Consider the following 22,858-nt stretch of genomic DNA (forward strand, 5'->3'; position numbering starts at 1 on the left):
ACTGGTGAAAAATTACTTGTTGTAATCTTCCTTAGGCTTGTTGTTGGGGTTCTCCCAAGCGTGCTTGGTAGCTTCCGACAGAGGCAGCCCCACGGCCACATTCGCTGGAGGAATTGGCTGGAGGAACCACTTGTCCCACAGCTTGGCCATGGTGCCGTCCTTGACCTGACGAGCGATGGAGTCGTTAACCGCCTTCAGGAACGCAGGATCGTTCTTGCGCACCATGCAAGCGATTGGCTCGGTGGACAGCGGCTCTCCCACAATCTTGAAGTCCTTGGCATTCTTGGACTTGGAGATATTGCCGGCCAAGATGGAGCCATCCATCACGAAGGCATCCGCACGGCCTGTTTCCAGCAACAAGAAGCTGTCTGCATGGTCCTTGCCCATGATGTTCTTGAACTCAATGCCCTCAGCACGCTTGTTCTGGCGCAGCAGTTGCACAGAAGTGGTTCCGGTGGTGGTGGCCACGGTCTTGCCATTCAGATCCTTGACATCATTGATGCCTGAGTTGGCTTTCACTGCAATACGCACTTGCTCCACGTAGGTGGTATTGGCAAAGTCCACATCCTTTTGACGGTTCAGGTCATTGGTGGTGGAGCCGCACTCCAGATCCACGGTGCCATTCACCACCAAAGGAATGCGGTTTTGCGATGTCACTGGCTGGTACTTCTTTTCCACCTTCACGCCCAATTGCTTGGCGATATCGTCGGAGATGTTCTCCGCCATTTCCGTGTGGAAACCCACGTACTTGCCATCACCCAGGGTGTAGCCCAATGCACCAGAGGATTCACGCACTGCCAGCGTAATGCTGCCAGACCCCTTGATTTTTGCCAGCGTGTCATTCGCTTGCGCCATGGCACTACCGGTTGTCAACACCATCACGGCTGCTGCCAGCAAATGTTTCTTCATACAGTGCTCCTCAAATCAAACTTTGTGAACGAGCCGCCCTATAGCGAATCGCATAGGGTCATGCAAGACATACATAATCTGCCACACTTTGTCCTGCATGTGACAGACCTCTCCGCTCTTTAATGCATCGTCAAGCGGCATGACTTCCATCGTAAAAGGTTGCAATGCGTTTCACGAGAAAGATAGATGCGTGAAAACCCGTAAAGAATTCACTTTTTTGCAATTCTTCTGCCCAATTCACACAAAAAAATGACCTCCCTGAACTTCAGGGAGGTCATCCGCATTGAGGGCATCACCTTCTTTTGCAATCTGGAAAGCAGACTAGTCGGGTTTGGACTTGTCCTGCTCAGCCGCCAGCTGCTGAAGGAAGCTCCACAAGGCATGCGCCACATTTTTTTGCGCTTCTTTGCCATTTGGCTTTTCACGGTACGCAAGAACATCCATGGGCAGCTGAAATTTGTCTGATCCGGTGGGCACTGCACTCACCAAGCGTCCGGATGCCAGTTCATTGCGTACTGCGCTATAGGGCAAAAAGGCCACACCATGCCCTTCAATGGCCATGGCTTTAAGGCCTTCAGCCATATCGGTCTCGTACACACGCTCCAGATGCACTGGCATATCGGCCTCTTTGAGCAACAACTCTGTCAGGCGCCCCAGATACGCACCAGGCCCATAGGCCAGGAAAGGCAATGGCTCAGTACCAGTGCCCGGAAGCATGAACATGGGTTTGCCATCGGCATCTGGCTTGGCATATGGAGCCAGCAATTCCTCACCCAGTCGCACCATTTCATAGCGTGAGGTGTCCAGCTGAAAAGGCTGGGAGCTGTGGTGGTAAGCGATCAACAGATCACAACCACCTTCAACCAGGCGCATCACTGCGTCATGCACGTTCAAGGCAATCAAGCGGCTTTTGAACGAGCCGAACTGCTCCTGAACCTGCGACACCCAGGCAGGAAAGAAGGTGAAGGCCAGCGTATGCGGCACTGCAAATCCCACCATGCCTTTGTCGCTGCTGGAGTGCGCCCTGAGCATGGAGCGGGTGCTTTGCAGCGACTGGAGCATCTCCAGCGCCTGGTCGTACATGGTCTTGCCCGCCGACGTCAGACGGGTGGGGTAAGAGCTGCGATCGACAAGATCGGTACCAGCCCACGCTTCCAGTGCCTGAATACGGCGCGAGAACGCGGGCTGTGTCACATGGCGCAGTTGGGCGGAGCGGCTGAAGCTGCGCGTTTCAGCCAGACTTACAAAGTCTTCAAGCCATTTTGTTTCCATTCCATGATTATCGCCTTGCCGCCACGCAACGCTACGAGACGTTCCCATAGGCAACGTAATAGAAAGCCCCAATAATGTCGAATGCGCCTTCTTTTCCATCCGTATAGAAGGTGCAGCGTCCGGCTGGCGTGCACAACACGGTCAGATCAGGGATCGCACTAGCGTTTGTATTGCTTCTGTTACCGATTCCGCGAAATGTCCGACCCCACACCCAGCCCAGCCACCAAGGCTGAAGGCTCCGACGAGCCACGTTCCCTGCGTATTGAAGACTGGCTGACCGTCATCATCGTGGCGCTGTTGGCCCTGATCACATTTGCCAATGTGCTCGTACGCTACTTCACCGATGCCTCATTTGCGTGGACAGAAGAAATCTCCATCTTTTTGATGATTTTGCTGGCCATGGTGGCTGGCAGCGCAGCGGTTGCTCGCGATCAGCACATCCGCATTGAATTTCTCACCACCCGTGGCAGTGCTGCGCGCAAAAAGGCACTGGCCCGTTTGGGTTCATCCAGCGTAGCCCTGCTGTTTGCCTTGCTGATGGTGCTCAGCGCACGTGTTGTCTGGGACGACTGGCGCTATGAGGAAACCTCACCCGGCATTGGAGTGCCACAGTGGTGGTACTCCATGTGGCTTCCGATCTGCTCTTTAGCCATTACCTTGCGCGCCATCGGTTTGTTCATCCGTCAAGGCAAGCCAGACGCATTCAGCACTGAGATCACCGATAACGCAGCCTCCTCAAACAAGGAGCAAGCATGATCGCCACCCTCCTGTTTGTCGCTTTTCTGGTGCTGATGTTTTTGGGCGTACCGATTGGCGCTGCCTTGGGACTTGCTGGGGCAGCGTGCATTGCGCTGGCCAATATGGATGTGCAATGGTTCGGCCTGTTGGCTGTGCCGCAAAACTTCTATGCCGGCTTGGGTAAATACCCTCTGCTGGCCATTCCCATGTTTGTATTGGTGGGCGCCATCTTTGACCGTTCAGGTGTGGCTGCACGCCTGGTGAATTTTGCGATCGCCATCGTGGGTCGTGGCCCTGGCATGCTGCCCTTGGTGGCGATTGTGGTGGCCATGTTCCTGGGCGGTATTTCCGGCTCTGGGCCCGCGAATGCGGCTGCCGTGGGCGGTGTCATGATCGCAGCCATGTATCGCGCAGGCTACCCCGGCAGCTTCTCTGCCAGTGTGGTGGGTGCCGCAGCAGCCACCGACATTCTGATTCCGCCGTCTGTGGCATTCATCATCTACTCGGTCTTGGTGCCAGGCGCTTCGGTGCCCGCCCTGTTTGCAGCTGGCATGGTGCCCGGTGTGCTCGCTGGTATCGCCTTGATCGTGCCAGCTGTCTGGATGGCGCGCAGACACAAGATGGGCCACCTGGAAGCAGGTCTGCCTCGTCCCGGACTATGGAAGAGCTTCAAAGAAGCAATCTGGGGCCTGTCTGCACCTGTATTGATTCTGGGCGGTATGCGCGCAGGCTGGTTCACTCCGACCGAAGCAGCCGTGGTCGCCGTGTTCTATGGCCTGTTTGTGGGCATGTTTATCCACCGCACCATCACCGTGCGCGACCTGTTCACGATTCTGCGTGAAGCTGGCGAGCTGTCTGCCGTGATCATGCTGGTGGTGTCACTCGCTGGCATTTTTGCATTCTCGCTGTCCACGCTGGGGGTGATCGACCCCGTCGCCAACGCCATCGTCAACTCGGGTCTGGGCGAATACGGGGTATTGATGCTGCTGATCCTGCTGCTGATCAGCGTGGGCATGTTCCTCGACGGCATCTCGATTTTCCTGATTTTTGTCCCGCTGCTGTTGCCCATCATGAACCACTACGGCTGGGACCCCGTCTGGTTCGGCGTCATCCTGACCCTGAAGGTGGCACTGGGTCAGTTCACACCGCCTCTGGCCGTCAACCTGATGGTTTCATGCCGTATTGCCAATGTGCAGATGGAGTCCACCATACGCTGGGTCATTCCCATGCTGCTGGCCATGTTCTGCGTGATGCTTCTGATCATTGCCTTCCCGCAACTTGCGCTGTGGCTTCCTGCGCGCCTCGGCTATTAACACTGCTTCATTACCCGACAACACCACCTTATCCAAGGAGACAAACATGCAACTGCGTACTTTTTTGACCGCCACTGCTGCTGCAGCCACTTTGCTCACACTGGGCCTGCCTGCTGCACATGCACAGGCCAAATACAAAAGCGAGTACCGCCTTTCTATCGTGCTTGGCACGGCTTTTCCCTGGGGCAAGGGCGCAGAGCTTTGGGCAGACAAAGTGCGTGAACGCACCGAAGGTCGTATCAACATCAAGCTCTACCCCGGTACCTCACTGGTACAAGGCGACCAGACCCGTGAATTCAGCGCCATTCGCCAGGGCGTGATTGATATGGCCGTGGGCTCCACCATCAACTGGTCGCCCCAGGTCAAGGCCTTGAACCTGTTCTCGCTGCCCTTCCTCTTCCCAGACTACGCGGCAGTGGATGCTGTCGTGCAAGGTCAGGTGGGCCAGGAGATTTTCAAGACCATCGACAAAGCTGGCGTGCTGCCCCTGGCATGGGGTGAAAACGGATACCGTGAAATCTCCAACTCCAAGCATGCCATCACCAAGCCTGAAGACTTGAAGGGGCTGAAGATTCGTGTGGTGGGTTCGCCCTTGTTCCTCGACACCTTTACAGCCCTGGGCGCGAACCCTACGCAAATGAGCTGGGCTGATGCCCAGCCCGCCATGGCCAGCGGTGCCGTGGATGGTCAGGAAAACCCCGTTTCGGTGTACATGGCGGCCAAGCTCACTACCGTGGGCCAGAAATACATGACGCTGTGGGGGTATATGAACGATCCGCTGATCTATGTGGTCAACAAGGACGTATGGAACAGCTGGACCCCAGCAGACCAAGCCATCGTCAAGCAAGCGGCACTGGATGCCGCCAAAGAGCAAATCGCTATCTCCCGCAAGGGCATGATCGAAGCCGGCAAGCCCCTGGTCAAAGAACTGTCTGCCCAAGGTGTGACTGTGACTGACCTGGATGCCGCGCAGCGCAAAGTGTTTGCTGATGCCACCAAGAGCGTCTATAGCAAGTGGAAGCCACAAATCGGTACCAACTTGGTGGACATGGCTGAAAAGGCCATTGCCGAGCGCAAGAAGTAATTCTTCTACATCTCCAATTTGAAGGGGCCTTTCGGCCCCTTTTTCACTACGAAACCATCTACACGGAATATCCGCTCATCGCTGCCTACACTGTCTGAATCAGCGGTGCCTCACCCATCAACAGTTGCTGCTGGCGTGCAGCTTCATGTCCTTCGCCCAGCAGCAATACATGGCGCAGACCTTGAATGATGGTCTGCGCAAAACCCAAATCGTTCATCAATGAGCTCACGGTGAGGCTGTCGAGCATTCCTCCACGGATGGATGCAAACAAGTGCTTGCGGAACTGCGCATCAAAAGCCTGGAAGGAATCATCCAAAGCCTTTAGCTCTGACACCCATTGCGCCTCAGGCATATCCGAGACGCTCAGCACATGCATGTCTTTCAATGCATGCAACAAGTACGTGCGCAGTTCCAAATAACTGCTGCGTGCCGCCGAATCATCGGGTCCCTGCAGAAACTTGTACATATTGCGCTGCAGACGCTGGGCATCCTTGACCGCATCCACCAACTGGAAGGCGGCAACCTGGCTGCTGTGCCAGAACGCTTGCTGCGCACTGTCCATCGGCAACACCACGCTGCCCATGAACTCCAGCAAATCGGCATACACGCCTTTAATGTGTGTTTGGTACAGCGCATCTGCGTTGATGGCTTGTTGCTGCAGCCGATTGCGCAGACCAGCATCTTCACGCTCCAGCGTTGCGGGATCATTCGGTGCTGCATACAGGGCATGCGCCACCACCTCCAGACCCAGACGCCCCAGATGCTGCAGCTCTTTGGATACAGCACTGCTGGCGCTTTCCACACTCTGCAATGAGGCAGGCTGCAGATAACGGGCACGCGTGACCTGCGCCACTTCCTTGGTGTCGGTCGCAATCAGTACCGTGGGTTCTTGCGCGTCGGGCATCCAACGCTCCAGCACAGCAGCCAGCTGCTGCTGAAAAGGCCAGAACACCAAGACACCCATCACGTTGAACAAGGTGTGAAACATAGCCAGCTGAATCAGCTTGTTCTCTCCCAAGCCGATCCAGCCGGTGGCCAGCAACACCAGCCATGTCATGGGTGACAGCAGAAAAAAGGCGATGACTGCCGTAGTGCAGTTGAACACCACATGCGCTACAGCCAGACGCTGGCCGCTGCGTGCACTGCCAATCACCCCCATCACACCAGTCGAAACAGCCGAGCCCACGTTCGAGCCAATGGCAATGCAAAGCGCTTGCGACAACTCCAGTTGCTGGCTGGCCAAAGCTGCCAATGTGAGCATCAAGGTGGCATGGCTGGACTGCAGCACCACAGTTATCAGCGACCCCACGCCAATGAACAGCAACACCCCTTTGACGCCTTCAGCGCTGTAGCGATCCAGACGCAGATCGCCAAAGCTGGAAAAACCTTCCTTGATTTCATCGATCCCCAGGAAAATCAATGAAATACCCAATAAAAACCGGCCAGTTGCCTTGCCTTTGTCACCCGAAAATCCCAGCAGCACACCAAACACCAGCAACGGCATTGCCAGCTTGGACATGCTGATGTCTTGACCGGCCAGTGCCAGCAACCAAATGCCACTGGTCGCCCCCAGATTGGCACCAAATAACACCGCGATGCTGCCTGCCAGCGAAATCAATCCTGTACTGAGAAAAGCAATGGTCAGCAGCGACACCAAAGTACTGGACTGCAGCACAAAAGTAGCCGCGGTGCCAAACAGCAAGCCTTTGAATGGCGTTGCCGTGCTTTGGGACAACAAGCCCTCCAGCTTGCTTCCGGCCAGACTTTTAAGGCCCTGCTCCAGGTTCTGCATGCCAAACAGAAACATGGCCAAGCCGGCGCAAAGCACCAGCCAGCCAACGCTGTACCAGAAAGACCAGGCTAGCGCTGCAAACGCCAGCACGACCAGTGAATGTTTGGAATAGACGGGGCTGAGCACGCCATACCTCTGCAAAGTGGGTGTCTAGGAATTGCGCGCATGCCTCTTGTGTTCATCAAGGCTCAGCCCAAAATGTTCAGCCTGAAGGTTTTAACGCCGCAAAGCTTTGCAGTGTAGGGGCTCGTCCTGACTTTTAAATAGGGGTGCGCAAGGGTTGCCCGGAAAAATGTCGTAACGCGTTGTCCAGAAACAAATCCACTGTCGCTTGCACCGCCTCGGGAGACCACCCCGCCACATGCGGCGTCAGCACCACATTGTTCAGCTCCAGCAAGGCTGCGGGCACCTTGGGCTCTGTTTCGAAAACGTCCAAGCCCGCGCCAGCCAGTGCCCCACTGCGCAGAGCCTGCGCCAAGGCCTCTGTATCCACCACAGAACCGCGCGCAATATTGACCACATAGCCCCCTGGCCCCAGCGCTTGCAACACCGAGGCATTGACCAAATGCTGTGTCCCCACACCGCCCGGCGTTGCCACCACCAGCACATCGGCCCATTGCGCCAAGCCCTGCAAGCTGTCGAAATAGCGATAGTCCACATCAGCTTTGGGCTTGCGGTTGTGATAGCCCACCGGCATATCAAAGGCCTCGGCTCTACGCGCAATCTTTTGGCCGATCGTGCCCAGCCCCAGAATACCCAAACGCTTGCCTGACACATTGGGAGGCAATGGAATGTCATTGCGCCATCCACCTTGCCGCGTGAGCTTGTCAAGTTGCACCAGTCCACGCACGGCAGCAATCACCAAGCCAAAAGCGTGATCCGCCACACAGTTATCGTTGGTGCCTGCACCATTGCTCACTGCAATACCGCGTGCCTTGGCATAGGCCACGTCCACGTTCTCATACCCAGCGCCCAGTACGCCCACCATACGGAGCTTGGGCATGGCATCCATTTGCCCCGCAGTCAGGCCGATCGCTCCAATCGTCAGCACCAGCTCAACGCGGTCGCCGTGCTGCGCAATCGCCTGTGCGCCTTGCTGTGCATCTGGCGCATACAGCACGTCAAAATGTTCGGCAATCTGCACCCTGTGCTCAGGCGACAAGACGTGCAAAATTAATACAACGGGCTTGGAATCAGACATGGCAGACACTTTCGGCAATCAATCAAACTACATTTGAAACGCTTATTCTGTGGTCTCCGCACTTTGTTGCAGTGCCCACATTTCGGCATAACGGCCACCTTGTGCAAGCAAGTCCGCATGTGTGCCGCGCTCGGTAATCTGTCCCGCTTCCATAACCAGGATTTCGTGAGCCTCCACCACCGTGGAGAGACGGTGGGCAATCACCAAGGTGGTTTTCCCTGCTGCGGCACTGCTCAACTCATGCTGGATGGCTCGCTCGGTCTGGCTATCCAGCGCTGAAGTGGCTTCGTCAAAAATCAAGACCGGCGGGTTCTTGAGCAAGGTGCGCGCAATAGCCACACGCTGCTTTTCACCGCCAGACAGCTTCAGACCGCGCTCTCCCACCTTGGTGGCATAGCCCTGAGGCGTTGAGATGATGAAGTCATGAATGCGTGCTGCCTTGGCTGCCGCTTCCACTTCAGCCTGGGAAGCTCCGGTACGACCATAGGCAATGTTGTACGCCACTGTATCGTTGAACAGCACCGTGTCCTGCGGCACTATGCCAATGGCCTGGCGTACGCTGTCTTGCGTGACCTGCCGGATGTCTTGCCCCGCAATGGTGATGCGTCCTTCACGCACGTCATAAAAGCGATACAGCAGACGCGCCAGCGTGCTTTTACCGGCGCCCGAGGCACCCACCACGGCCACGGTTTTACCTGCAGGAATGGTGAAGCTCACCCTTTTCAAGATGGGACGCTCGGCATCGTAGGCAAACTGCACGTTGTCGAACCGCACATCCGGCTGACCGTGCAGCTGCAAGGGCTGGGCACCAGGGCTGTCCGCCACTTCACGCTCCTTGTCCATGAGCATGAACATGCGCGAAAGATCTGCCATGCTTTGCTTGATTTCACGATACAAGGTACCCAAAAAGTTCAGCGGTATGTAGAGCTGAATCATGAACGCATTGACCATGACAAAGTCACCCAGCGTCAACTCCCCTGCCACCACACCCTGCGTAGCCCGCCACAACATCGCCACCAGGGCCGTGGCGATGATGAGCTGCTGACCACTGTTGAGCAGGCTCAATGTGCGCTGGCTTTTGAGGCGTACACGACGCAGCTCCTGCAGGTTCTGGTCATAGCGCTGCGCTTCAAACTCCTCGTTGTTGAAGTATTTGACGGTCTCATAGTTCAGCAGTGCATCCACGGCCTTGGTGTGCGCAGCCGAGTCCTGCACATTCGCCGCACGGCGAAACTGCGTGCGCCACTCCGTCACTTTCACCGTAAACGTGATATAGCACAGCAGTGCCACGGCAGTGATGGCGGCAAATCCCGCATCAAAGGTGATTGCCAAAATACCCAGCACCAGCGCCATTTCGATCAGCGTTGGCAAGATGCTGTAGAGCGAATATGAAACCAGTGACTCGGTGCTGCGAACACCGCGTTCAATATCACGTGTCATGCCACCAGTTTGGCGCTCCAGATGAAAGCGCAGGCTCAGCGCATGCAAGTGGCGAAAAGTAGCTAGCGCGATGGAGCGCGAAGCCCCTTGCGTGGCCTTGGCAAACACCAGATCGCGCAGCTCGGTAAACAGCGACGTACTGAAGCGCAAAGCCCCATACGCCAGCAGCAACCCCACAGGCACCACCAACAGCGCTGCAGGATCTCCGGCTTTCACATCCAGCGCATCCACCAGCTGTTTGAGCAATAGCGGCACTCCCACATTCGCCAGCTTGGCGCCCACCATGAACAGCAAAGCAGCAATCACACGCCATTTGTATTGCCACAAATAGGGAAGCAAACGGCGCAGTGCCGTCCATTCAGCGGCATTAGCCACATTCGTCAATGAGGGTTCTGAAGAAGCTGCTTCACCGCTGCGTCGCATAGGGGACAATTCCGAGCTGTTTTTGTTGCCAGATTGTCTCCCATGCCCCGTTCTCCCGTCCTGCCCAGCGTTGCATTGCCTACCGACAAAGCGTTGATTCTCAAGGTTGTCCCCATGCCTGGGGATTGCAATGCCAATGGCGACATCTTTGGTGGCTGGGTGATGTCCCAGGTGGACTTGGCAGGATGCACGCTGGCCATGCGTCTGGCTGGTGGGCGTATGGCCACCGTAGCGGTCAAAGAGTTTGTCTTCAAACACCCAATCCGCGTAGGTGATGTTGTGTCCTTTTACGGCTGTGTGACCCGTGTAGGCCGCACCTCAGTCACCGTCGATATTGAAGTCTTTGCCGAGCGTATGAGCCGCCAAGGAGAGTACGTGAAGGTCACCGAGGCCGTACTGACCTATGTGGCCATCGACTCCGAAGGTAATCCTCGCCCATTGAATGCTCCTGTGCCAGAAGAAGTGTCTGCCTCCATCCTTCCCCAGCAAGATTGAGTAGCTTGCAGCGAAAGCTGCGCCTGCCGCTTCTACATAAAAAAAGCCCAGTCATAAGATGCCGGGCTTTTTTTGCATGTGCGGTGAAGCGGTTTTACGCGCTATCTCTTAGGCAGTAGCGACAGCGGTGCTGGTATCGGTACTGGCTGGTGCAGCAGGCTTATTGCTGGCGGTGACACTAGCGCGAGGCCCCACACCCACTTCAATCTCACCAGAAAGCTGTCCGCCCTCTTCAATCACTATCTTGCCGTAGCGAATCTTGCCACTGACTTTGCCTGTGCTGTGAATCACCAGCTTTTGGCGCACAGTCAAAGAGCCCTGAAATTCGCCATGGATCTCGGCGATGTCAATTTCAGCGGAACCATGAAAAGCACCTTGCTGGGCGATCTGGATGACGCGCGAATCCATGGTGGCTTCCACGGTGCCTTCCACCACCAAGGTATCGCAATCAGTAATCTCTACGCCTTTGAGCTTGATGTTGGGGCCAACAGTTAGCTTGCTGCCACCTTGCTCCGTAGCAGGAGCTGCTGTAGCAGCAGAGGAAGCGCTCTCCACAGGACGCACACTGTTGCTCTCACTTGTAGTCGTGGCACTCGCGCCACCGGAAATGCCGCCCACAGGGGTGGTAGGACGGGTAGAAAACGTCTGCGGTTCGCGCTTGGTAAAAAATGGACTGTTCACGGCCATGCATCCTCCAGATAGAAAGGCTTTAGCTTAGAAAATCACGGCAGATACCTTTTACCTCGTTTCGCAACAAGCGTAAGCAAAGACTTCGTTTGTGACTTTTGCTCACACCTATTGCCTAAGCAAACAGGGGCTCGGTAACCAAACGCTTCTGTGCGCCGCCTTTCAGCACTTGCTATGAAGTGATGTAAGCGGCCATACCTGCTGCCAGGATTACGCCTTCTTCACTCAGGAATTCCATGCGCGTTGTGGCCACACGCGAGCCCAAACGCAAAACTTCCGCACAAATAGTAAAGCGCTCACCGATGCCAGGGCGCATAAAGTCCACGCGCAAGTCGATGGTACCTAGTTTGCCGAAACGTTCTGTACGCTTCATCACAGGCTCATCCATATGCTTTGCACCGATCGCGCACATCACGGCAACCCCTCCAATACCATCCAAAGCTGCGCTGATGGCACCACCATGGATACGGTTGATGGCTGGATGCCCTACCAGAGCTGGCCGCATCTCCAGGCATGCCGTTACCGTGGTGGCATTCGCGCTGAGCAGCTTCAGGCCCAGTACTTTGTTGAAAGGCACATACTCTTCGGTCACATGCTTGAGCGCTGCCATAAATTCAGGCTCAAATTGAAAATGTGGTGGTGTGCTGGATTTTTTAGAAGACATGGCTCTTCCCAGAACAAAGCAAACCGCTCAGGCAGCCACAAAGAGCTACCTGTAGCGCTGACAGCAGTGAAGCCACGGCTTCGTCCAACGCTATCCCCCGGCCGATGCGAGCTCGGCCCCCCTATTTCAGCACCTGCTGAAATAGGGTTTGCGCTTTTAACGAAAGCCAAAACCTTCGCTATCGCTCAAACCGAGACAAGCTCGGCCCCCATTTCAGCACTTGCTGAAATCGGGTTTGCGCTTTTAACGAAAGCCAAAACCTTCGCTATCGCTCAAACCGAGACAAGCTCGGCCCCCATTTCAGCACTTGCTGAAATCGGGTTTGCGCTTTTCCATGAAGGCGGTGAAGGCTTCTCGGGCAGCGGGTTGGCCCAGCATGCTGCCAAAGCTTTGGCCCTCTTCAACCATTTGTGCCTTGATTTCGGCACGCTGACCGCTTTTCATCAAGCGCTTGGTCTCCACCAGCGCAGACAGTGGCTTGGCAGCCAGCTTGGCAGCTTGTGCCTGCGCCACGGCATTGACCTCGGTTGGTGGCACAACGCGGTTGACCAGGCCAGCTTCCATGGCGGCTTCTGCCATAAAGGGCTCGCCCAACAACAGCGCCTCGGCAGCCCGCTGATACCCCATCAGGCGTGGCAGCAACAAGCTCGATGCGGCCTCAGGACACAGGCCCAGATTGACAAACGGCATGGAGAAAGCTGCATTGTCACCGGCATACACCAGATCGCAGTGCAGCAGCATGGTCGTGCCAATACCCACGGCAGGCCCTGCTACAGCTGCAATCAATGGCTTGGGAAAATCAGCCAGCGCATGCAAAAACTGGAATACGGGACTTTGCTGAGGCAGCCCATCGTTGCTGCTTTGGCGCGCCAAAAAGTCACCGATGTCATTGCCCGCACTGAATACCGTGGCATCGCCTTGCAGCACGACCACGCGCACAGCGTCATCGTCCACAGCACTGGTCAATGCTTCAGCCATGGCGCTGTACATGGCTTGGGTAATCGAGTTCTTCTTTTCTACGCGATTGAGCGTCACGGTACGCACACCATCTTCAGTGTGCACCAAGATGTCTTGGTTGGTGGTTTCAGTCATGGTCTTCCTGCAAAAAAGGGGCGCAAGGGTACAGCGCTGCCTTGGACTCGACGCAGCGCCAAGCCAGCTTGCGCAGCCTTACTCTTTGTAATAAACGATTTGATGGCTGGTTGCCAGCAAACTGCCCTCGGCATCCCAAATCTGGGCAGTTTGGTCAAAGTAACCATTGCGAAAAGCTTGTGCGCTGGCTTGCGCCAATACATGGCGATCACCTTGGCGCACCAGTTGCTCCGCACCGGCGTGGAAATATACGGTCATCCCGACGGTTCCTGCAGGAACCCGACGGGCCCGACGCAACCAGATGCGAGGGAAAAACACATCGCACAGCCCAAGCAACGCAGGAAAGTCCAAGGCTCGCGCAGGCTCATCACGCACCCACAATTGCGAGAGCGTTTCATGCTCGCTGTCATCCCAGACTTTGGGAATGGCGCCTTGCACTACGCGCATGTCATAGCGCTGCAGCCACTCCATGGCGCCACGCGTGTCAAATCGTTCGCAACGTGCGGGGTCTGGCATGGCGGGTGGCACAAAATCGTCCTGGCTGAAGGTTTCACGCCGCACAGCCGTGATCACGGTCGCCGTGGTCGACACCACAAACTCCCCTTCGGCACTTCGCTGCCCCATGGCGACCGTCCAATGCTGGGTAGAACGGTTGGTGCGAATAGGCATGGCCTCAATCCGCGATTCACCCGCCTCCACAGGACCGGCAAAATTCACGGTGATGGAAATGGGCTCCCCCAACAACGCAGGGTGTTGCAACACAGCTTGCAGCATTTGCGCGGCAGTAATACCACCATAGGGGCCTACCATGTTCCAGTAGGCGGTTGGCGCCTGAACCTGCATGCTCCCGTCATGCTGTGGTGTCATACGCAATGCAATATCCAGCGGATGAAAAACCGCCACCACTTCCTTGTGAGAATCTTGAGGGGCACTCATATCATGGAATCTCCGAGAAAAGCTCACCTTGTCCGGGTTGCTGATGTACAACCTCGGCCCTACGCTCCATCTTATTGAATGTAGTTCCTTGGCCCGCAGATTGGTGACCCTTTGGTGTCAGAGGGGCATTCTCTGCACGCCAGCCTTCCAGTACCGCCAGCGCCCGCGGCCATAGTGTTTCTGCCATCTCGGCACGGAAAAAACCAATGTGTCCTATACGCCGCCCGGACGCATCCTGCACCCGCAATCGCTCAATGCTTTGCGAGCAGTTGCTATACCAGTTCACCAATGATTCTGTGGAACGCCACGACATCATCTCATCGTCTTCCACAGAGAAAGCATGCACGGGATAACGCGCTGTGTCATAGGCGGCGCGAAGCGGTTCACCTTCCACACCGATAGCATAGTCCGGGTTCAGGCACCACGCACGCCACTGCCACACCACGCCTGCTGGCAAATCGCCCACCAGACCCCATTTTCTCCCCGGCAAGCAGCCGCAAAGGCTGGTCATCACCGGTGCAATGCCGTGCCACCAAAGCAACACCTTGCGGCGTGTGGGAGGTGCGTTATCACGCCAATAACCACTGCCGCTGGCAATGGCCAACATCCCGTCAATGGGCATGGACTGCATCCCCGGCAATTGCGCTCCCACACTGTGCCCGATCCAGTACAGCGGGATATGGGGAATTTGCAAGCGCTGATGTCTTGCCACCGCAGCGCAATCTGCTGCCCAATCCAGCAAATCAGCCTTGGCTTTCCTCAGCGGCCCGTGCAAGGACTCCGCATGCCCACGGTAATCAAACGTGGTGACGGCATAGCCATGGGCTGCCAGCCACTGCGCAAACGCGGAGTAAAAACGCTGCGGTACACCAACCGCCGCAGCGATAACCACCTGCGCATGCACCAGATGATCGCTGCGCTGACAATGCCTCAGCGCCAATGACCCTGTGGTGCTGCCCACATCCAGTGTTGACGCTTGCCAGCGTACCTCTACCTCTTGGTGTGCTGAAGCGTCAACCATGGCTTAGACGCGCTCGAAAATACCGGCAGCGCCCTGGCCTGTGCCCACACACATGGTGACCATGCCGTACTTGAGCTTGTGGCGACGCAGCGCATGCACCACAGTGGCTGCGCGGATGGCACCAGTCGCACCCAGCGGGTGGCCCAAGGCAATCGCGCCACCCATGGGGTTGACCTTGGCTGGATCCAGCCCCAGCGTATTCATCACGGCCAACGACTGCGCAGCAAACGCTTCATTCAGCTCAAACCAGTCAATGTCCTGGTGGTTGATGCCGGCATAGCGTAAGGCAGCAGGAATCGCTTCAATAGGGCCAATGCCCATGATTTCGGGTGGCACGCCGCGTGCGGCAAAGCTCACAAAACGTGCGAGTGGCGTCAGACCAAACTGCTTGACCGCTTTCTCGCTGGCCAGAATCAATGCGCCTGCACCATCGCTGGTCTGCGAGGAGTTGCCAGCCGTGACCGAACCACGCGCTGCAAACACGGGCTTGAGCTTGCCCAGCGCTTCCAGCGTGGTGTCGGGACGTGGCCCCTCGTCCAGATTCACGGTGCGCTTCTGGGTGATGACTTCACCGTTGAGCAGATTGGGCATGCGGTCCACGATTTCAATCGGGGTGATTTCGTCAGTGAACTCGCCAGCCTGCTGCGCCTTGATGGCGCGCAGGTGTGACTCCAGCGCGAAGGCATCTTGCTGCTCACGGCTGACCTTCCACTGCTGCGCCACCTTCTCTGCCGTCAACCCCATGCCATAGGCAATACCCACGTCTTCATCACGCTCAAAAATGGCTGGGTTGAACGAAGGCTTGTTGCCCCCCATGGGGACCATGCTCATGGACTCGGCACCACCGGCGATCAGCACATCCGCCTCGCCCACACGGATGCGATCTGCTGCCATCTGGATGGCCGAAATACCGGATGCACAAAAGCGGTTCACGGTGATCCCGCCCACGGGGTGGTTGAACGCCAGCCCCACGGCGATACGCGCCATGTTCATGCCTTGCTCGCCCTCGGGGAAGGAGCAGCCAATGATGGCATCCTCGATCGCCTTGGGGTCCAGCGTGGGCACTTGCTGCATGGCCGACTTGATGGAAGCAACCAGCAGATCATCGGGGCGGGTATTCTTGAAATAGCCACGCCCGGAACGACCGATAGGGGTGCGTGTAGCGGCAACGATGTACGCGTCTTGTAGTTGTTTCATTTCTTGATCTTTCAGTAATTCGTTTGAAAGACACTGCGCTCGTGACTGAGAAAGCGTCGCGAGCGGCCTTCAGGCAAGGCGGACGGAGCGCAGCCACCACAACGTACTTGCTGTACGTGAGGATGGTGAGCACCGCCCAACGCGGCATGAAGGACGCGCAGTAGCTTCATCAGTTGCGAACGGGCTTGCCGGTGTTGAGCATGCCCAAAATCCGCTCGTGCGTCTTGGGCTGGCCAATCAGGTGACAGAAGGCCTTGCGCTCCAGCGCCATCAGATATTCCTCGGTGACCAGCGAATTGGCATCCACTTCTCCGCCACAGACAATCTCGGCAATCAAGCTTGCAATCTTGAAGTCGTAGGCGCTGATAAAGCCGCCATCGCGCATGTTCACAAGCTGGGCCTTGATGGTGGCAATGCCACTGCGGCCAGCGACAGGGAAGCTGCGCTTGAGCGGGGGACGCCAGCCGCCCGCAGCCATGGATTTGGCTTCATTGATTGCGGTGAACAGTACCTCGTCCTTATGGGGCACGATGATGTCCGAGTCCAGCAGATAACCCAGCTTGCGCGACTCGATGGCAGAAGTGCCCACCTTGGCCATGGCCGCAGCAGTAAAGCCCTCGGTCAGAAAAGGCAGAATGTCTTTGCCTGTGCTGCTCCTGGCATTTTCCGCCGCACGACGGGCGATATAAGTCAGTCCACCAGCACCTGGGACTAGGCCCACACCCACTTCCACCAGCCCGATGTAGCTTTCCATATGCGCCACCCGGCGGGCCGAGTACACGGCCAGCTCGCAACCACCGCCCAGCGCCATGCCGTGAATGGCCGCAACCACGGGAACCTGCGCATAACGGATGCGCATCATCAGGTTTTGCAGTTCAGCCTCGATGCTGTCGATGGCATCTGCGCCACCAATCAAGAATGCCGGCATGGTGGCTTCCAGGTCAGCACCCACGCTGAACGGCGCATCACCCGACCAGATCACCATGCCCTGAAAGTCCTGTTCGGCCGTGTCAACAGCTTCCATCAGCCCTTCCATGACTTCAGGGCTGATGGCATGCATCTTGTTCTTGATACTGGCAATCAGAATCTCGCCATCCAGCGTCCAGGTACGCAGTGCCTTCGATTCGAAAAGCGTGGTGCCTGCAGTCTTCCAGTCAGGCAAATTGGTTTCACCCAGCAGTCGCTCGGGGAAGAGTTGGCGCTCATACACAGGCAGCACGCGGCGAGGCACGAACTTGCCCAGCGAGGGGCTCCATGAGCCTTGCGCCGTATGCACGCCACCAGCTTGCGCCACCGGGCCTTCAAAGACCCACTGGGGCAGCGGCGCTTTGGACAGCGCCTTGCCCGCGTCGATATCTTCTTGCACCATCTTCGCCACTTCCAGCCAGCCCGCTTCCTGCCAGAGCTCGAAAGGACCTTGCTTCATGCCGAAGCCCCAGCGCATGGCCTGATCCACATCGCGCGCAGATTCAGCAATGGTCTGCAGATGGATGGCGGCGTAGTGAAAGCTGTTGCGCAGGATGGCCCACAGAAACTGACCGGCCGCACCTTCTGCATTGCGCAGCAGCTTCAGCCGCTCGGCGGCAGGCTTTTTGAGCATGCGCGCATACACCTCATCGGCCTTTTGGCCCCCGGGAACATAGTCTTCACTGTCCAGCTCGAACTGCAAAATTTCACGACCGACTTTTTTGTAGAAACCAGCCTTGGTTTTTTGTCCCAGATTACCCAACTCCAGCAACTTTTGCAGCACGGGTGGCGTGCCAAAACTGTCATAGAAAGGGTCTGTCTCAGCACTCAAGGTGTCTTGCAACGTTTTGATCACGTGAGCCATGGTGTCCAGACCCACCACGTCTGCCGTACGGAACGTACCGCTCGACGCACGGCCCAGCTTTTTGCCGGTCAGATCATCCACCACGTCATAGGTCAGACCGAAATTCTCCACTTCCTTCATCGTGGCCAGCATGCCGGCAATGCCAATACGGTTGGCAATGAAGTTGGGAGTGTCCTTGGCGCGCACCACGCCTTTGCCCAGACCGCTGGTGACAAAGGCTTCCAGCTGGTCCAGCACTTCGGGGTTGGTTGTGGGAGTATTGATCAACTCCACCAGCGGCATATAGCGAGGTGGATTGAAGAAGTGAATACCGCAGAACCGGGGCTTGATCGCGTCCGGCAGGGCTTCGGAGAGCTTGGTGATGGACAGACCCGAGGTATTCGATGCCACCAGCGCATGCTTGGCGACAAAGGGGGCGATCTTGGTGTACAGATCCAGCTTCCAGTCCATGCGCTCGGCAATCGCCTCGATCACCAAATCGCATTGTTTGAGCAACTTGAGGTGCTCTTCATAGTTGGCGGGCTGAATCAGGTCTGCATCCTCTGCCACACCGATAGGCGAAGGCTTGAGCTTCTTCAGGTTGGCAATGGCCTTCTCGGCAATCGCGCTTTTGGAGCCTTCTTTGGCTGGCAGGTCAAACAAGATGACCGGTACTTTGACGTTCACCAAGTGCGCAGCAATTTGCGCACCCATCACGCCTGCGCCCAATACGGCGACTTTCTTCACATTGAATCGGGACATGAGAGTATGTTCCATGAATGCCGTCCACGTGCTGCATGGCTCCCCACCAGGATGAAGCCATGCAGACTGGAGCAGCGTTGTTCTTCTTGAGGCTGGCCCTTACTGCACGCGCACCCATGTCTGGGTACGCCCGAAAGGACCAATGGAGCCGCGTACATCCAGCTTGCTTCCACCCTCGACAGGGGTCAGGCGTAGTGTGTAGGTCTTGCCATTTTCAGGATCAAGAATCTTGCCGCCTTCCCAGATCTCCTTGCCTTCAGTCTGTTTGGCGCCACGAATGATCTCAAGGCCCACAATAGGTTGCCCCTTGCGGTCATCGACACACTTGTCGCAGACAGCAGCAGGATCCGCGCCCTCGCGCAACACTCGCTCTACTTTTCCGGAGAGCACACCACTGTTGTCAGTGATGCGCACTTCCGACTTGGGTGCCCCGGTCTTTTCATCCACACTTTTCCACAAACCGATAGGCGACATCTGCGCCATGGCAGGTACAGAGAAAGCGACGAAAACCAGAGCTGCCAGCGTTTTGTTCATGAGGACCTCCTTATCAAGACTTTCACATGGAAGGAAATACGCGCGCTAGCAGTGACTCAACTCAATGCTGCATCGCTGTCCATCAGCACCTTGCTACCCGCACGGGCCGTACGCATCAGCGTGACAGTTTCAGGGAATAGCTTGGCAAAGTAAAAGCGTGCGGTCTGCAGCTTGCCGACATAGAACGGATCAGCATTGCCTCCAGCAATCGCCCGCAGCGCCACCTGCGCCATGCGTGCAAACAAATAGCCAAACACCAGGTGACCTGCCACACGCAAATAGTCCACCGATGCGGCACCCACTTCATCAGGGTTTTGCATGCCCTTGAAACCGATTTCGGTGGTGAACTTGGTCATCTGGTCACCAAGCATGGCAATGGGGTTGATGAACTCGGCCATCTTTTCATTGACGCCTTCCTCCTCCACCAGCTGTGCCACCAGCTTGCCAAACTTCTTGAGTGTTGCTCCCTGGTTACCCAGCACCTTGCGACCCAGCAGATCCAGCGCCTGCACGCCGTTGGTGCCTTCATAGATCATGTTGATGCGGTTGTCGCGCACAAACTGCTCCATGCCCCACTCTTTGATAAAGCCATGCCCACCGAACACCTGCTGGCAGGCGGTGGTGGAAATCCAGCCGTTGTCGGTCAGGAAGGCCTTGACGATAGGTGTCAGCAGCGCCACAAGATCCGCGCTGTCTTTTCGCACCTTCTCATCCGGATGGTTCAACTCCTTGTCAATCAACAGCGCACAGAATGTGGACAGTGCACGCCCGCCTTCAGCGTAAGCCTTGGCAGTGAGCAGCATGCGGCGTACGTCAGGGTGCACGATGATGGGGTCAGCGGGCTTATCTTTGGCCTTGACGCCCGACAGGCTGCGCATTTGCAGGCGGTCTTTGGCGTAGGCCAGCGCGTTTTGGTACGCCACTTCTGTCAGACCCAGCGACTGGTTGCCCACCCCCAGGCGCGCTGCATTCATCATCACGAACATGGCTTGCAAGCCCTTGTTGGGCAGCCCCACCATTTCACCAACGGCATCTTCCATCACGATCTGGGCGGTCGCATTGGATTTGATGCCCATCTTGTGCTCCAGGCCGCCGCAGTAGATGCCATTGCGCTCACCCAGCGAGCCGTCGGCATGCACTTTGTACTTTGGCACGACAAACAGACTGATGCCTTTGGAACCCGCTGGTGCGTCGGGCAAGCGCGCCAAGACCAGATGCACGATGTTGGGAGTGAAATCGTGCTCCCCTGCAGAAATAAAGATCTTGCTGCCCGTGATCTTGTAAGTGCCGTCGGCTTGTGGTTCTGCCTTGGTGCGCAGCAGGCCCAGGTCGGTCCCGCAGTGGGGCTCGGTCAGGCACATGGTGCCGGTCCATTCGCCGCTGGTCAGCTTGGGGAGGTACTTGGCCTTGAGCTCGTCGGAGCCATGGGCGTGCAGGGCTTCATAAGCTCCGTGCGACAGACCCGGATACATGGTCCACGCCTGGTTGGCGCTGTTGAGCATTTCGTACAGCGCGGAATTGATGGCAAATGGCAGCCCCTGACCACCATATGCGGGATCGCACGACAGTGCAGGCCAGCCGCCTTCCACGAACTGTGCATAGGCTTCCTTGTAGCCTTTGGGCGTGGTGACTTCGTGGGTGGTCTTGTCGTGATGGCAACCCTCTTCGTCACCGCTGATGTTCAAGGGAAAGGCCACGTTGGCTGCAAATTTTCCGGCCTCTTCCAGCACCGCGTTGATGGTGTCTGCATCCACCTCGGCGTGCTTGGGCAAAGCTTTGTATTCATCTTCGAGCTTGAAGACTTCGTGCATCAAAAATTGCATATCGCGCAGTGGCGGGTTATAGCTGGGCATGGTTTGTCTCCTGGTGAATTCAAAAAATGTTGAACGGGCTTACGCCTTGGCGATTTGTGGAGCGCCGTAACGCTGCAAAATGCTTTCAAAACCTGTCAATGCACGCTGCATGGCGCCAGGACTGCGCATAAAGCGAGCTTCATAGTGCAGCACCAGGATCAGACCGTGAATTTCAGAAAGAATCTGGTGTTCATCCACATCCTGCTGCAAGTCACCCAACTCCTTGCACTGCGCAATGCTGCGGCATAGCGCTGCGTGCCAGATGCCTACGGAGTTCACCAACGCCTGGCGCACCGGACCTATGTTGTCTTGGAATTCAATCGCACCGCTGATGTAGATGCAACCCGAATCAAGCTCAATGGTTGTGCGCTTCATCCAGTTATCGAACAATGCACGCAGACGCAGCAAGCCGCGCGGAGATTGCAAGGCTGGGTAGAACACCTCTTGTTCGAAACGCTGGTGATACTCTCGGATCACCGAAATCTGCAACTCTTCACGCGAGCCAAAGTGTGCAAAAACACCCGATTTGCTCATCTGCGTGGCTTCGGCCAAGCCTCCAATCGATAGGCTTTCCAGACCGTTGTGCATGGCCAGCTGCAAAGCCACATCAATGATGTGTGCCTTGGTCTGCTGCCCTTTAGGGGATGCGCGGTGTCCAGACGCTACGCCACGCGGCTTGCGCGTTAGTGAAGACGATGTGGGCACCGCAGGGAAAATATGTGGGGTAGAAGACATGCAATACCAATAAAAACGAACGTTCGTTCTTTTTTTATCGTAAAAACATCCCTTTGCTTTGAGCATAGGTGCTAACCCTTGGCTTTGCAGTTTTTTCTTTGCTGCATCAGACAACGGACGCACAAGCCATAAAAAAAGGGTGACAGACTCACTGTCACCCTTTTAGTTTGTCGCACCTAACAGTGCTTAGATCATCATGGCCAGGCTGGCATCCAGATGCTCGGTTGGCTGGCGACGGAAACCCGTGCGCACAAAACGCTGCAAACGGCCCTGCACAAATGACATCAGCACGCTGGCAGCCACTTGGGCATCCACAGTCGGGGTTGCAGATCCCAACGCGCCTGCGGCCGGGCGAAGGCATTGACGCAGTGTCGATTCAATACGGTCAAAGAATTGATTCATCCGCGCTTGCAGACGATCATGCTCGAGCAATAAGGCATCGCCGACCAGCACCCGCACCATCCCAGGATTACGCTCGCCAAACTGCAGCACCAAAGCCACAATGCGCGCCGCTCGACGTGCACCATCTTCAGGAGTGAACTCCAAAGCTTCGCCATCGCGTCCAGCCACTTGTTGCACCAAACTGAAGACAGACTGCTCAATAAAGTCGATCAAGCCTTCAAACATTTGGGCCTTGCTGGCGAAGTGGCGGTACAGCGCTGCCTCGCTCACGGACAAGTTCGCAGCCAAAGCTGCAGTGGTGATGCGATCGCTGCCTGGCTTTTCCAGCATGGCAGCCAGTGCCTGAAGAATCTGCTCACGGCGCTCGCCAGGTTTAGGGCGCTTGCGCGTACGGGGTTGCTCCTCCAACATGGTGTTAGCAACGACAGTCTCGGCTGTTTCGGTCAGAGGGCTCAGAACTTCAGATACGGACATATGGCAAGCAAATCAACAGGTAAA

20 protein-coding genes are annotated in these 22,858 nt (G+C 56.5%); 4 read left to right on the top strand and 16 right to left on the bottom strand.

The window, feature by feature from the left end:
- Positions 1-12 precede the first annotated feature (12 nt).
- Both QEP11_RS16745 and QEP11_RS16750 read right to left on the bottom strand, forming a co-directional pair.
- Positions 13-909, bottom strand: a complete 897-nt coding sequence (locus tag QEP11_RS16745; protein WP_284337790.1) for an amino acid ABC transporter substrate-binding protein — start codon at positions 907-909, stop codon at positions 13-15.
- A gap of 321 nt (positions 910-1,230) precedes the next feature.
- Complete coding sequence (locus QEP11_RS16750; protein ID WP_284337791.1) at positions 1,231-2,181, bottom strand: LysR substrate-binding domain-containing protein; 951 nt, start codon at positions 2,179-2,181, stop codon at positions 1,231-1,233.
- Positions 2,182-2,376: 195 nt separating this feature from the next.
- Here QEP11_RS16750 and QEP11_RS16755 point away from each other — a divergent pair, with 195 nt between their 5' ends.
- From QEP11_RS16755 to QEP11_RS16765, 3 genes are read left to right on the top strand one after another with little or no spacing between them, the layout of a single operon-like run.
- Entirely contained in the window at positions 2,377-2,937 is a 561-nt protein-coding gene (locus QEP11_RS16755) for a TRAP transporter small permease (RefSeq protein ID WP_284337792.1), read from the top strand.
- On the top strand, positions 2,934-4,232 hold the full coding sequence (locus QEP11_RS16760; RefSeq protein WP_284337793.1) for a TRAP transporter large permease: 1,299 nt from the start codon (positions 2,934-2,936) through the stop codon (positions 4,230-4,232). The genes QEP11_RS16755 and QEP11_RS16760 overlap by 4 nt, the downstream gene beginning before the upstream one ends.
- A gap of 46 nt (positions 4,233-4,278) precedes the next feature.
- Entirely contained in the window at positions 4,279-5,316 is a 1,038-nt protein-coding gene (locus QEP11_RS16765) for a DctP family TRAP transporter solute-binding subunit (protein WP_284337794.1), read from the top strand.
- A gap of 85 nt (positions 5,317-5,401) precedes the next feature.
- Here the strand turns inward: QEP11_RS16765 and QEP11_RS16770 are convergent, their stop codons facing one another.
- The 3 genes from QEP11_RS16770 to QEP11_RS16780 all read right to left on the bottom strand — a co-directional run bounded on the left by QEP11_RS16770 (position 5,402) and on the right by QEP11_RS16780 (position 10,172).
- Positions 5,402-7,234, bottom strand: coding sequence for a Na/Pi cotransporter family protein (locus tag QEP11_RS16770; protein WP_284337795.1), 1,833 nt, complete (start codon positions 7,232-7,234; stop codon positions 5,402-5,404).
- A 133-nt stretch (positions 7,235-7,367) separates the two neighbouring features.
- Complete coding sequence (locus tag QEP11_RS16775; RefSeq protein ID WP_284337796.1) at positions 7,368-8,309, bottom strand: 2-hydroxyacid dehydrogenase; 942 nt, start codon at positions 8,307-8,309, stop codon at positions 7,368-7,370.
- A gap of 42 nt (positions 8,310-8,351) precedes the next feature.
- Positions 8,352-10,172 (bottom strand): ABCB family ABC transporter ATP-binding protein/permease, encoded by a 1,821-nt coding sequence (locus tag QEP11_RS16780; protein WP_284337797.1) that lies wholly within the window; start codon positions 10,170-10,172, stop codon positions 8,352-8,354.
- 42 nt (positions 10,173-10,214) lie between these two features.
- Here QEP11_RS16780 and QEP11_RS16785 point away from each other — a divergent pair, with 42 nt between their 5' ends.
- On the top strand, positions 10,215-10,667 hold the full coding sequence (locus QEP11_RS16785; protein WP_284337798.1) for an acyl-CoA thioesterase: 453 nt from the start codon (positions 10,215-10,217) through the stop codon (positions 10,665-10,667).
- Positions 10,668-10,775: 108 nt separating this feature from the next.
- On the opposite strand, the gene QEP11_RS16790 is transcribed toward QEP11_RS16785, so the two are convergent.
- The 11 genes from QEP11_RS16790 to slmA form a co-directional block, all read right to left on the bottom strand.
- Positions 10,776-11,354 (bottom strand): bactofilin family protein, encoded by a 579-nt coding sequence (locus QEP11_RS16790; protein WP_284337799.1) that lies wholly within the window; start codon positions 11,352-11,354, stop codon positions 10,776-10,778.
- A gap of 172 nt (positions 11,355-11,526) precedes the next feature.
- A complete protein-coding gene (locus QEP11_RS16795) occupies positions 11,527-12,018 on the bottom strand; it encodes a thioesterase family protein (RefSeq protein ID WP_284337800.1) in 492 nt (163 codons plus the stop codon).
- A 300-nt stretch (positions 12,019-12,318) separates the two neighbouring features.
- Entirely contained in the window at positions 12,319-13,110 is a 792-nt protein-coding gene (locus QEP11_RS16800) for an enoyl-CoA hydratase (RefSeq protein ID WP_284337801.1), read from the bottom strand.
- Between the two features lie 78 nt (positions 13,111-13,188).
- Positions 13,189-14,046 carry an acyl-CoA thioesterase gene (locus QEP11_RS16805; RefSeq protein ID WP_413788746.1) on the bottom strand — a complete coding sequence of 286 codons (858 nt, stop codon included), beginning with the start codon at positions 14,044-14,046 and terminating at the stop codon, positions 13,189-13,191.
- 1 nt (position 14,047) lies between these two features.
- Positions 14,048-15,067 carry an alpha/beta hydrolase family protein gene (locus tag QEP11_RS16810; protein ID WP_284337802.1) on the bottom strand — a complete coding sequence of 340 codons (1,020 nt, stop codon included), beginning with the start codon at positions 15,065-15,067 and terminating at the stop codon, positions 14,048-14,050.
- Positions 15,068-15,070: 3 nt separating this feature from the next.
- Entirely contained in the window at positions 15,071-16,264 is a 1,194-nt protein-coding gene (locus tag QEP11_RS16815; RefSeq protein WP_284337803.1) for an acetyl-CoA C-acyltransferase, read from the bottom strand.
- A 169-nt stretch (positions 16,265-16,433) separates the two neighbouring features.
- Positions 16,434-18,836 (bottom strand): 3-hydroxyacyl-CoA dehydrogenase/enoyl-CoA hydratase family protein, encoded by a 2,403-nt coding sequence (locus tag QEP11_RS16820; RefSeq protein WP_284337804.1) that lies wholly within the window; start codon positions 18,834-18,836, stop codon positions 16,434-16,436.
- A gap of 99 nt (positions 18,837-18,935) precedes the next feature.
- A complete protein-coding gene (locus QEP11_RS16825) occupies positions 18,936-19,370 on the bottom strand; it encodes a DUF2147 domain-containing protein (RefSeq protein ID WP_284337805.1) in 435 nt (144 codons plus the stop codon).
- A gap of 56 nt (positions 19,371-19,426) precedes the next feature.
- Complete coding sequence (locus QEP11_RS16830; RefSeq protein WP_284337806.1) at positions 19,427-21,223, bottom strand: acyl-CoA dehydrogenase C-terminal domain-containing protein; 1,797 nt, start codon at positions 21,221-21,223, stop codon at positions 19,427-19,429.
- 39 nt (positions 21,224-21,262) lie between these two features.
- Positions 21,263-21,958, bottom strand: a complete 696-nt coding sequence (locus QEP11_RS16835) for a TetR/AcrR family transcriptional regulator (protein ID WP_284337807.1) — start codon at positions 21,956-21,958, stop codon at positions 21,263-21,265.
- Positions 21,959-22,144: 186 nt separating this feature from the next.
- Positions 22,145-22,834, bottom strand: a complete 690-nt coding sequence (slmA, locus tag QEP11_RS16840; protein ID WP_284337808.1) for a nucleoid occlusion factor SlmA — start codon at positions 22,832-22,834, stop codon at positions 22,145-22,147.
- Positions 22,835-22,858 lie beyond the last annotated feature (24 nt).

Origin of the sequence: Comamonas halotolerans (genome assembly GCF_030162935.1) — a bacterium.
Classification (GTDB): Bacteria; Pseudomonadota; Gammaproteobacteria; order Burkholderiales; family Burkholderiaceae_C; genus Comamonas; species Comamonas halotolerans.

What these genes read in the sequence shown, in the direction of transcription:
- QEP11_RS16765 (WP_284337794.1), top strand. Translation starts at nt 4,279, where the DNA reads ATGCAACTGCGTACTTTTTTGACCGCCACTGCTGCTGCAGCCACTTTG.
- QEP11_RS16830 (WP_284337806.1), bottom strand. Translation starts at nt 21,223, where the DNA reads ATGCCCAGCTATAACCCGCCACTGCGCGATATGCAATTTTTGATGCAC.
- QEP11_RS16750 (WP_284337791.1), bottom strand. Translation starts at nt 2,181, where the DNA reads ATGGAAACAAAATGGCTTGAAGACTTTGTAAGTCTGGCTGAAACGCGC.
- QEP11_RS16810 (WP_284337802.1), bottom strand. Translation starts at nt 15,067, where the DNA reads ATGGTTGACGCTTCAGCACACCAAGAGGTAGAGGTACGCTGGCAAGCG.
- QEP11_RS16820 (WP_284337804.1), bottom strand. Translation starts at nt 18,836, where the DNA reads ATGTCCCGATTCAATGTGAAGAAAGTCGCCGTATTGGGCGCAGGCGTG.
- QEP11_RS16745 (WP_284337790.1), bottom strand. Translation starts at nt 909, where the DNA reads ATGAAGAAACATTTGCTGGCAGCAGCCGTGATGGTGTTGACAACCGGT.
- QEP11_RS16780 (WP_284337797.1), bottom strand. Translation starts at nt 10,172, where the DNA reads ATGCGACGCAGCGGTGAAGCAGCTTCTTCAGAACCCTCATTGACGAAT.
- slmA (WP_284337808.1), bottom strand. Translation starts at nt 22,834, where the DNA reads ATGTCCGTATCTGAAGTTCTGAGCCCTCTGACCGAAACAGCCGAGACT.
- QEP11_RS16815 (WP_284337803.1), bottom strand. Translation starts at nt 16,264, where the DNA reads ATGAAACAACTACAAGACGCGTACATCGTTGCCGCTACACGCACCCCT.
- QEP11_RS16835 (WP_284337807.1), bottom strand. Translation starts at nt 21,958, where the DNA reads ATGTCTTCTACCCCACATATTTTCCCTGCGGTGCCCACATCGTCTTCA.
- QEP11_RS16795 (WP_284337800.1), bottom strand. Translation starts at nt 12,018, where the DNA reads ATGTCTTCTAAAAAATCCAGCACACCACCACATTTTCAATTTGAGCCT.
- QEP11_RS16760 (WP_284337793.1), top strand. Translation starts at nt 2,934, where the DNA reads ATGATCGCCACCCTCCTGTTTGTCGCTTTTCTGGTGCTGATGTTTTTG.
- QEP11_RS16775 (WP_284337796.1), bottom strand. Translation starts at nt 8,309, where the DNA reads ATGTCTGATTCCAAGCCCGTTGTATTAATTTTGCACGTCTTGTCGCCT.
- QEP11_RS16785 (WP_284337798.1), top strand. Translation starts at nt 10,215, where the DNA reads ATGCCCCGTTCTCCCGTCCTGCCCAGCGTTGCATTGCCTACCGACAAA.
- QEP11_RS16805 (WP_413788746.1), bottom strand. Translation starts at nt 14,046, where the DNA reads ATGAGTGCCCCTCAAGATTCTCACAAGGAAGTGGTGGCGGTTTTTCAT.
- QEP11_RS16800 (WP_284337801.1), bottom strand. Translation starts at nt 13,110, where the DNA reads ATGACTGAAACCACCAACCAAGACATCTTGGTGCACACTGAAGATGGT.
- QEP11_RS16825 (WP_284337805.1), bottom strand. Translation starts at nt 19,370, where the DNA reads ATGAACAAAACGCTGGCAGCTCTGGTTTTCGTCGCTTTCTCTGTACCT.
- QEP11_RS16755 (WP_284337792.1), top strand. Translation starts at nt 2,377, where the DNA reads ATGTCCGACCCCACACCCAGCCCAGCCACCAAGGCTGAAGGCTCCGAC.
- QEP11_RS16790 (WP_284337799.1), bottom strand. Translation starts at nt 11,354, where the DNA reads ATGGCCGTGAACAGTCCATTTTTTACCAAGCGCGAACCGCAGACGTTT.